Source organism: Streptomyces kebangsaanensis (assembly GCF_001906585.1).
Taxonomy (GTDB): domain Bacteria; phylum Actinomycetota; class Actinomycetes; order Streptomycetales; family Streptomycetaceae; genus Streptomyces; species Streptomyces kebangsaanensis.
Genome location: NZ_JUJA01000011.1, coordinates 52,146 through 52,831, shown reverse-complemented (window position 1 = coordinate 52,831; position 686 = coordinate 52,146). Strand labels below are relative to the sequence as shown.

Genomic DNA, 686 nt, shown 5'->3' with positions numbered 1-686 from the left:
CAGGACCCGTCGGCGTTGTGACCGGTCCTGGGGCCCTTGTCCGCAGCGCCCGCCGCCGGGGCGGCACGGGTGGGCGCGGCCAGGGACTACAGCGCCACCCGGTGCGCGGGGTCCCGTACCTCGCCCACCAGGAGTTCCAGGACGTCCTCCAGGGCGACCAGGCCCAGCACCCTGCCGGAGGGGTCCGCCACCTGGGCCAGGTGGGTGGCCGCCCGGCGCATGACCGTCAGGGCGTCGTCGAGCGGCAGCTCGGCGCGCAGGGTGGTCATCGGGCGCCATGTCCGCCGCGGTACGGCCCGGTCGGAGTCCTCCAGGTCCAGGACGTCCTTGACGTGGAGGTAGCCCAGGAAGGCGCCGCTGCCGGCGGCGACCGGGAAGCGGGAGTAGCCGGTGCGGGCGGTGAGCGCGACGATCTCGCCGGGGGTGACCGACGGGCTGACCGTCACCAGGGCCTCGCGCCCCAGCAGGACGTCGGTGACCGGGCGGGAGCCCAGCTCCAGCGCGTCCTCCAGACGCTCCTGTTCCTCGGGGTCCAGCAGCCCCGCCTGGCGGGAGTCCTCCACCAGCCGGTTGAGCTGCGCACTGGTGAAGGCCGCCTCGACCTCGTCCTTGGGCTCGACGCGGAACAGCCGCAGGACGCCCTTGGCGCAGGCGCCGAGCGCGGCCGTGACCGGCCTGCACAGGCG

Annotated in this window: 1 protein-coding gene; it reads right to left on the bottom strand. The window is 75.4% G+C overall.

All coding sequences use genetic code 11. The annotated features are described in order from the left end of the window. Positions 1-86 precede the first annotated feature (86 nt). Positions 87-686, bottom strand: a 600-nt coding sequence (locus RH94_RS41755) for a CBS domain-containing protein (RefSeq protein ID WP_234425425.1), incomplete at its 5' end; no start/stop codon positions are given.